General features: G+C 63.4%; 10 protein-coding genes and 2 pseudogenes. 4 read left to right on the top strand and 8 right to left on the bottom strand.

Annotation, left to right across the window (positions count from 1 at the left end; genetic code table 11):
• Nucleotides 1-311: 311 nt before the first annotated feature.
• The 3 genes and pseudogenes from KBY74_RS13900 to KBY74_RS12330 form a co-directional block, all read right to left on the bottom strand.
• Nucleotides 312-713, bottom strand: a complete 402-nt coding sequence (locus KBY74_RS13900; protein WP_396123190.1) for a DUF302 domain-containing protein — start codon at nucleotides 711-713, stop codon at nucleotides 312-314.
• Nucleotides 713-1,415: pseudogene (locus KBY74_RS13905) on the bottom strand (DUF305 domain-containing protein). Before KBY74_RS13905 ends, KBY74_RS13900 begins: the two are co-directional and overlap by 1 nt.
• Nucleotides 1,416-1,547: 132 nt before the next feature.
• On the bottom strand, nucleotides 1,548-1,964 hold the full coding sequence (locus KBY74_RS12330) for a heavy metal-responsive transcriptional regulator (protein ID WP_254942948.1): 417 nt from the start codon (nucleotides 1,962-1,964) through the stop codon (nucleotides 1,548-1,550).
• A gap of 64 nt (nucleotides 1,965-2,028) precedes the next feature.
• On the opposite strand from KBY74_RS12330, the gene KBY74_RS12335 reads away from it, so the two are divergent.
• From KBY74_RS12335 to KBY74_RS12345, 3 genes are read left to right on the top strand one after another with little or no spacing between them, the layout of a single operon-like run.
• Nucleotides 2,029-2,244, top strand: coding sequence for a DUF3721 domain-containing protein (locus KBY74_RS12335; RefSeq protein WP_254942949.1), 216 nt, complete (start codon nucleotides 2,029-2,031; stop codon nucleotides 2,242-2,244).
• Between the two features lie 46 nt (nucleotides 2,245-2,290).
• The gene (locus tag KBY74_RS12340) at nucleotides 2,291-2,545 is read left to right on the top strand and encodes a DUF3721 domain-containing protein (RefSeq protein WP_197169814.1); all 255 of its coding nucleotides are present in this window, start codon (nucleotides 2,291-2,293) and stop codon (nucleotides 2,543-2,545) included.
• A gap of 14 nt (nucleotides 2,546-2,559) precedes the next feature.
• Nucleotides 2,560-2,829 carry a hypothetical protein gene (locus KBY74_RS12345; protein ID WP_197172286.1) on the top strand — a complete coding sequence of 90 codons (270 nt, stop codon included), beginning with the start codon at nucleotides 2,560-2,562 and terminating at the stop codon, nucleotides 2,827-2,829.
• A 300-nt stretch (nucleotides 2,830-3,129) separates the two neighbouring features.
• On the opposite strand, the gene KBY74_RS12350 is transcribed toward KBY74_RS12345, so the two are convergent.
• From KBY74_RS12350 to KBY74_RS12370, 5 genes are all read right to left on the bottom strand, one after another.
• The gene (locus tag KBY74_RS12350) at nucleotides 3,130-3,624 is read right to left on the bottom strand and encodes a hypothetical protein (protein ID WP_231596989.1); all 495 of its coding nucleotides are present in this window, start codon (nucleotides 3,622-3,624) and stop codon (nucleotides 3,130-3,132) included.
• 191 nt (nucleotides 3,625-3,815) lie between these two features.
• Nucleotides 3,816-4,454 carry an isoprenylcysteine carboxylmethyltransferase family protein gene (locus KBY74_RS12355; RefSeq protein ID WP_197169815.1) on the bottom strand — a complete coding sequence of 213 codons (639 nt, stop codon included), beginning with the start codon at nucleotides 4,452-4,454 and terminating at the stop codon, nucleotides 3,816-3,818.
• Nucleotides 4,454-4,705, bottom strand: a complete 252-nt coding sequence (locus KBY74_RS12360) for a DUF2933 domain-containing protein (protein WP_197169816.1) — start codon at nucleotides 4,703-4,705, stop codon at nucleotides 4,454-4,456. The genes KBY74_RS12355 and KBY74_RS12360 overlap by 1 nt, the downstream gene beginning before the upstream one ends.
• Nucleotides 4,706-4,749: 44 nt before the next feature.
• On the bottom strand, nucleotides 4,750-6,951 hold the full coding sequence (locus tag KBY74_RS12365; RefSeq protein ID WP_254942951.1) for a heavy metal translocating P-type ATPase: 2,202 nt from the start codon (nucleotides 6,949-6,951) through the stop codon (nucleotides 4,750-4,752).
• A gap of 52 nt (nucleotides 6,952-7,003) precedes the next feature.
• Nucleotides 7,004-7,741, bottom strand: coding sequence for a DUF305 domain-containing protein (locus KBY74_RS12370; RefSeq protein WP_254942952.1), 738 nt, complete (start codon nucleotides 7,739-7,741; stop codon nucleotides 7,004-7,006).
• 170 nt (nucleotides 7,742-7,911) lie between these two features.
• On the opposite strand from KBY74_RS12370, the pseudogene KBY74_RS12375 reads away from it, so the two are divergent.
• Nucleotides 7,912-8,196 (top strand): annotated as a pseudogene (locus KBY74_RS12375) (hypothetical protein); the annotation flags it as partial.

The following is an 8,196-nucleotide window of genomic DNA, read 5'->3' on the forward strand; positions in this document are numbered from 1 at the left end:
TTCCCGTACCTGCAGAAACCCAGTGAGCGCAATGATTCACAGGCTTCCTCATTGCCGTTGCCATCGAGATCGGTGTGCCCCTGGCGCAGCAGTTCCTGGGCGCGGGCATAGGAGCCGATCTCCCTACAGCGGTAGCGGTGACCACCCCTGTGGTGCCATCGGGGATCACGGCGCCTCTGCGGCCCCGGCGGTAGTCCCAGGGGCGGGTGATCCCACCCGGCACCTGCCAGACCCTGTAGCGCAGCCGGCTGGCCCGAAATTCAGCGTCCAGAGACTCCTTGGTCTCGCAGCCGCTCAGATACTGCCGCTAGCTAAGCCGCAGCGGCCTCGATGATCGCCGTTGTGGAGGCCAACACCGCTCGTGCCAGCACCTTCAGGGCGGGATCGGCCGAGAGGCCAGCAAGCATCGCCTCGGGGCGGATCATCCCGAGGCGGGTCTGGCCGGCTTCGGTGTAGACGGAGATCCGGCAGGGCAGAGCCATGTTGAGCGCCATCGTGGTGCTGAGCACCGCGGCGGCCTGCTGGGGGTTGCACACCTCGAAGATGCGGCACTGCTCCGGGAACGGCAGGCCCTTGCTGCGCAGAGTGTTGCCCAGATCATGGACGGCCAGCACGCCGAAGCCCTGGTTCACCACCGCCTCCTGGAGGGCGGCACTGGCCTCCTCGAAGGATTTCGGAGTGTCGAGGATGAAGAACGGATCCATGGCTGGCATCAGGACGTTCCGTACCAGCTGCGATACCACTGCGCCATCTGTTCGATCTCCTGGCTCTGCACCCGAACCATGGTCTGCTGCAGCTCCCGCAGCTGCGGATGCTGGCTGTTGGATTGGGCCATCGAGGCCATCATCACGCCCATGCGGTGGTGCGGAATCATCTGCTCGATGAAGGCACGATCGAAGTCGGCGGCATTCTTCAGTGCCGCCCATCCCCATGCCCATGCCGCCCATCCCCATGCCCATGCCGCCCATCTTCATGCCACCACCCATGCCCATCCCCATGCCGCCCATACCCATGGCTCCTCCGGTCGTCCAGCTGGGAACATCGCCGCCAAACCACTGCCGGTACCAGGTCCGCATCTGGGCGTTCTCCTGGCTCTGGCTGGCCTTGATGCTGCGGGCCAGGGCCTTGATCTCGGGCTTGCGCGCGCGGGTGAGGGCAAGATCCGCCATGGCGATCGCCCCGTCATGGTGAGGAATCATCATCACGATGAAGTGCTGATCCATCGACTGGGCCGCCATCCGCCCCGGACCGCTTAGTCCCCTTCCCATCCCGCTTCCGGCTTGGGCCACCACCTGGGGCGGCACCGAGCGCGCTGGAGCCTCCAGCGACAGAACGAGCGCTCCCAGCCCTGCAGCGGCCGCGAGCCTGAGCGCCGCCGAACGTTTCTGGTCCAACGCGGCATGGTGATGGCCCATCAGTTCTCTCCCTTGCTTGTGCCTTTCTTCAGCATGGGCACTTAGCAGGGAGTCGGACACGGATTCGGGTCATGGCTTCATCGAATCGGTGTGCCCATTCGCTGCGTATGGGCCGAACGTCACGATCAGCCTTCAGACGTGAAGATTGGGGCAGATCACCGCGTCATCCTTGGCTGGACCGCTCTGCCAGCCCGCCAGCAGGCCCTGCAGTTCCTTGCGGAGCTGCCGCAGCTCCTTGATCTGGCCATCGATCCGCTCGATCTGGCGCCCCAGCTGGACCTGGATGTCGCCGCAGGGCAGCTCACCGGCATCGTGCACCGCCAGGCAGTCCTGGATCTCCTCCAGGCTGAGCCCGAGGGTCTTGAGCCGGCGGATGAACTCCAGGCGTTGCAGGCTCTCCTCGGCGAAGAGGCGGTACCCGCCTTCGCTGCGGCCGATCGCCGGCAGCAGACCCAAGTCTTCGTAGTAGCGCAGGGTCTTGACCGGCAGACCACTGCGGCCGGCCAGGGCTCCGATCTTCATGCCGGTTTTCATGCCAACAGCTGCCATGGGCTTGACTCTCCTGCCATAGGGAGACTCTAAGCTGGTGTTCACCTCGTTCTTCCGGCATTCCGTGAACCCCATCGCTCTGGCTCTCCTCCTCTCGGCAGGCGTTGCCCTGGCCCCCGGCGCCGCCCGCGCTCAGGCCAACGACATGTTCCCGAGCAAGGCCGCTGCGGAACAGCGAGCCAAGGAACTCAAGTGCAGCGGCGCCTTTGCAATGGGCAAGGACTGGATGCCCTGCCAGAACTTCGATGTCTATGAGAAAGCCGTCTCCAAGGAGAAGTGACACCAGCAGTCCCTTTTCTGTCACTGACCATCCCCTCGCAATCTCAATGACCCAGCACTCCACCGGCCCCTTCCAGCAGACCAACCGTTGGGCTCTGCTGGCGGCCCTCGTAGCGGCGACCTTCGCTCCGCTGCTCGTCAGCGCACCCGCTGCGGCGCACATGAAGGGCATGTTCAAGACCAAGCAGGAGGCGGAGAAACGCGCCGCCGAACTCAAGTGCAAGGGGGCTTTTGCGATGGGCTCCCTCTGGATGCCCTGCGCCAACATGCAGGATCTGCACAAGGCAATGGATAAGGAGTGAGGCACCATCACCTGATGCGCCGGGTGCACCGCAGCCTCGTGCCCCTGGCAGCCCTGCCACTGCTGCTCACGGCGCTCTCCGGCTCCCTGTACGGCGCCCTATCGGCCCAGGGAATCGAGGCCTTCTGGCTGATGAAGCTGCACACGGGCAACTTCGGCCTCCTCAATCTGCAGCCCTGGTACTCCTCGGTCCTGGCGCTGCTCACCCTGTTCGTGATCGGCTCCGGCATGGGACTGCTGCTGGGCCGCCGCAGGGGGATGAAGCAACCGCCGCCAGCGGCCTGATCAGGCCGCTCAGGAGGAGGGTATTAATGAGGATTCTGAGCCTGACACGCAACGACAACAAAAAGCTCAACCTCCACAACCACTTCGAAATGCATGGACTCGGTTTGAACTCATCTCCGCCAGGAATGCGGCGGATGATCTTCTGGTAATCAGGCCACAGGGTCGATGGAAATGAAGTGATGCCAACAGCTTTCGTAGACACTGAACGACTGATGGGGAGCACGCATCATCTATGCCATCAAAGGCAATGCCACATTGAGTATCAAAAGAAGAAGCAGGAGCCGCGAATGATGCCACGGGTTAGTGAAAGTTTTGCCCCGAATATCCCAACATGTGCCGGCGAGCCATGTAGAGGATGATGACAGGCAAGACGATCCATTGAATGACGGCAAGTGCACTCATGCCTAGTAGGGGCACTGCCAGCATCGGCACTCCGTAGGCCTTGGAAACATTAACTCGATAGGTTTCGATCGCAAGCGTGATCAGAAGGCCGATACCGGTAAACAGGAGCGTCAGCTTCCAGGTTGGGGTCAGCACCCAGTACCGCGAACGCATCAACGCGCTCACAGTCCAACTGCTGAAGAGAATGATGACCCCATCGCCAAAGGCGCAGTGGGTCAAGTCAATAACTTTGTCGCCCAGGGATGGACTTGCGTAGAACTCGTAAAATGGAGACTGCCAAACCTCGTAAACGAAGTTGAGCAGAAAGGCAAAGAGAAACAGATTTGTTTCTGGTGCAGCGAGAATTCGTGCACTTTTCTTGACCACAAGCCTTTGCTTCACCAGGCTATTCATTTAACCATTAAAATGTATACGAGACAACGATATGCCATTCCATGCAGCATTGATCGTCGAGGCACGCATCAATGCTTCTTCTATGGCAGGTGTCACTTGGCCACCGAATGCTTGTGTCTTTGCGGCTGGTCATCTGGATCTCCGTGGCAGCCGGGGGCAGGCCGAAATGAATCCTTCTCTGTGAAGTTCCTTTACCGATGCCGCCAGGGAAGAAAGCCCGGCACAGCCGAAAGATAGTCCCGATAGCGATCTCCAAACTCGCGCACAGCCTCCCGCTCCTCTTGCTTTGCAAGGCGCAGGTACATCACCACAAGCACTGGATACATCGCCAGGGTGAGCAACGTGGGCCATTGCAGAAGGAATCCTGTCATCACCAGAATGAGGCCCAGGTACTGGGGGTGACGCAGACGCGCGTAGATGCCGGTGGTCGCCAGTTCATGCTTTTGCTGGGCGGCATAAAGCATGTCCCAGCCCCTGGCGATGAGCATGAAGCCGCCAGCGATCAGCACGAAACTGGCGATATGGAAGGGGCCGAAATGCGGATTCACCCGCCAGCCAAACAGCGTTTCCAATAGGTGTCCCGCATCATGGGAGAGCCAGTTCACGGATGGATAGCGACTCCCAAGCCAGCCGGAGAGGAGGTAAATCGTCAGTGGAAATCCATACATCTCGGCAAACAAGGCCACCAGGAAGGCGCTGAATGCCCCAAAGCTGCGCCAGTCACGCGGCGTCTTTGGCTTGAAGAAACTGAAGGCAAAGAAGATGAAAACAGCGGCATTCACCACCGCCAGTCCCCAGAGGCCATAGGCCGGGGCGTCACTTTGGTTCATCACGACTTGGGGGTAGGGGTCGATCGCGAGTCCGTTCCCTCCGGGGCGCTGTGATGGCCATGACCATGGCCGCCATGCATGAAGAGGTGCATCAGCGGGCAGGCCAGGAACACCAGGAAGGGAAGGAAGGGAATGGTGTGCGCTGTGTGCTCCAGCAGCAGGTAGAAGGCCGCCACCAGGAGAAAGCCATAGAGCACCCACCGGGATCGGCGGCGTGGTGACCAGCTGGACAGGAAGTTGGGATCAGCCATCGAATCTCGCTAAAGGGGACGGACTCGGACGAAAGCACTGGTGATCAAGCGGCCCGGTAGCGACGCAACAGCGACGAGTTGACGATCACCGAGAGCGAACTCAGGGCCATGGCCGCCCCGGCGATCATCGGGTTCAGCCAGCCGAGGGCAGCAATCGGGATGCCGATCCCGTTGTAGATGAAGGCCCAGAAGAGGTTCTGGCGGATCTTGCGCATGGTGGCCCGCGACAGGCCGATGGCGGTCACGACCAGCCGCACGTCGTTGCCCATCAAGATGATGTCACCGGCTTCCTTGGCCACATCCGATCCCGAGCCGATGGCGATGCCGATGTTGGCCGTGGCCAGGGCCGGGGCGTCATTGACGCCATCACCCACCATGGCCACGTTCTGCCCATCCAACTGCAGGGACTTGATCGTTCCGGCCTTGTCGGCAGGCCGGACCTCGGCGATCACCTCGGTGATCCCCACCTGGGCGGCAATCGCCTCTGCGGTGGTGCGGTTGTCGCCGCTGAGCATGATCACCCGCACCCCACGGCGCCGCAGCAGGGCCACGGCCTGCTCGGCCTCGGGCCTGACCGTGTCAGCGACGGCGATCACCCCCAGGATCTGATCGGCGCGCCCCAGCAACATGGCCGTTTTCCCCTGGGCCTCGAGCCCAGCGAGCTGGCCTTCCACAGGCTCGGGAAGCCGAGGCAGGAAGCGGCTTGCCAGGGAACGGTTGCCGAACCAGACGACGTCCCCGCCCTCTTTGGCGGTGATGCCCTCGCCCACCTGGGCCTCAAACTGCTTCAGCGGCAGCAGCTCCAGATGGCGCGCTGCAACGGCCTCGGCAATTGCCGCTGCCAGGGGATGTTCGGAGCCGTGCTCCAGGGACCCTGCGAGCTGAAGCACCTCCTGCTCCGACTGGCTTGCCAGGGGCTCCAGATCGGTGAGCACCGGCTTGCCCAAGGTGAGCGTGCCTGTCTTGTCGAAGACCACGGTGGTGAGCTTCTCAGCCCGCTCCAGCACCTCGCCGCTGCGGATCAGGATGCCCTGCTCCGCGCCCTTGCCCACCCCCACCATCAGGGCCGCTGGGGTGGCGATGCCCAGGGCACAGGGGCAGGAAATCACCAGCACGGCGATGAAGGCCAGCAGACCACTGCTGAACTGGCCCGCCAGGGTCCAGAGGGCAAACGCCGCGAAGGCGATCAGCACCGCGGCTGGAACAAACCAGCCCGTGACCTGATCGGCCAGGCGCTGCACGCTGGCCGTGCTGGCCTGGGCCTCCTCCACGATGCGAACGATCTGGGCCAGGGCGGTGTCGGATCCCACCCGGCTGGCCTGAAAACGGAGCAGGCCATTGCCATTCACGGTGCCGCCGATGAGTTCGGCACCGGCCTGTTTGGCCACTGGCAGGGATTCACCGGTGAGCAAGGATTCGTCCACCGAGGAGCTGCCCTCCAGCACCACCCCATCGGCGGGGATCTTCTCGCCCGGGCGCACCAGCACCGTCTCGCCGGTGTCGATGGCATCGGCGGGCACGGTCATCTCCATGCCGTCGCGGATCACCGTGGCCGTGGCGGGCTGAAGATCGAGCAACTTGCGCACGGCGGCAGAGGAGCGTTTCTTGATGATCTCCTCCATGTATTTGCCCATCAGCACGAAGGCGATCACCACCGCCGAGACTTCGAAATAGACGTCCCGTTCATTGACGCCAACCGGAAGCCAGGTGGGCGCGAAGACCACCACCACGCTGTAGAAGTAGGCGACGGAGGTGCCCAGGGCGATCAGCACATCCATGTTGAGGGCGCGGCGCTTGAGGGCCGCCCAGGCGCCGGTGTAGAACGACCAGCCACCGATGAACTGCACCGGAGTGGCAAGCACGAACAGCCACTTCCCCCAGCTCATCCAGGGCAGTGCCGGCAGCGGCACCCAGGACACCAGGCTGATGCCGGCCGCCAGGGCGATGAAGGCTCCGGCCCGGAACAGCGCCAGCGCCAGCACCCCGCCGATCACGAAGCCCACCCGGCGGCGCATGACGCGCAATTCGCGGTCGGGATTCTGGAAGGTCTGCAGGCAACTCTGGCTGCAGAAGTAGTAGTCGCGGCCGCCGCGCTGGGCGCTGAGGGCTGTGGCCTTGGGAACCACCATGCCGCAGATCGGATCCTTGGCCATTCCCTTGCCGCCGCCGGTGGGCGGCGGGCCGTGGCTTCCGGGCTTCCCGTGGGAATGGCCAGGGGTCTGGGTGATTGTCGCCGCGTTCATCATGGCTGCTCCTGATCGGTGGGGCTCGTTAGGAAAGATCTACCCAGGTTTTCGCTCAAAGACGAAAAAGAGCGTCGTATTTGCTGTACTCCGGCTTGCGCAAGCCCTCCACCGCCAGCATCCTGCGCAGTTCGATGATCTCGGCGCGCTGGGCCACGATCACCCCTCGCGCGAAGCGTCGGATCGTGGGGTTGGTGCTCTTGGCCAGGGCGTCGTGGGCCATCATCAGCGCCCCGCCGTGGTGCTCGAGCATGCCCTCCAAGAACCACACCACCCGGTTGTCCTGGGTGGGGAGTTCGCCCATCATCCGCATGCCATCGATCTGGGCCTGGCTCATGCGGGTGAGGCCGCTGAGGCTGTTGGGATCGCCTCCGGAGGCCAGGGACACGGGGTAAACGGGTGCCTGGGGGTACCAGGCCTTGCGCCAGAGGCCCATGGCCCGGATCTCGTTGGCCTGGTCGCGCCAGATCGTTTTGCCGAGCGCTCCCACGCCGGGCTGGCCGATGTTGAAGACGAATTCGCTCATCCGAAGGGCGCCGGTGTGGTGCTGCACCATGCCGTCGATGAAGCGCAGGTCGTAGGTGGCACCGGCCGGGCCCACGTCGTGGGCGTGGGCGGCATGGGCCGGGGCGGATCCGGCCGGAGCAGACATCCCAGGCATGTTCATCATCCCTGGCATGCCCTGGTGCCCTTCGTGATTCATGCCACCGGGCATCTGGGCCAGGGCAGGAGCCGCAACGGTGAGGGCAGAGGCCAGACCGATCAGGGTGGCGGTGAAGCGGAATGGGTACATGGCGGCAAGGTGAGACCTCCTAACGGTATGGTCTCCCCTTGACAGGAGAGTCAAGGGCCAAGGGCGCAGCAAATCTGAGCCGGTCGATGCCGGTTGATGCCGGTCATCACGGGCTTGACTCTCCACCTGAGTGGAGGCTCTACGGTTGAGACATCCCCGCATCAGAGGCCATGAACTCGACATCAAGCCGCGGTCATTCGCGGTTCCTGGACCTGCTGCTGGGGGTCGGCGCTGTTGCTGCCGTTGTCTCAGGGGGCGGGTCGCTCGCGGCACGCGCCAGTGCTCCAGCCCTGATGCCGGTCACCTCCTATCGATCCGCCAGCTGCGGGTGCTGCAAGGGCTGGGTGCAGCACATGCGCGCCAATGGCTTCGCCGTGCGCGATGTCGTGGTGGCCGATGTCGCCGTGATCAAGCGACGCCTGGGGGTCCCCGCCCGCCTGGCCTCGTGCCACACC

This window comes from Cyanobium sp. A1C-AMD, from assembly GCF_024346495.1.
GTDB classification, from domain to species: Bacteria; Cyanobacteriota; Cyanobacteriia; order PCC-6307; family Cyanobiaceae; genus Cyanobium_A; species Cyanobium_A usitatum.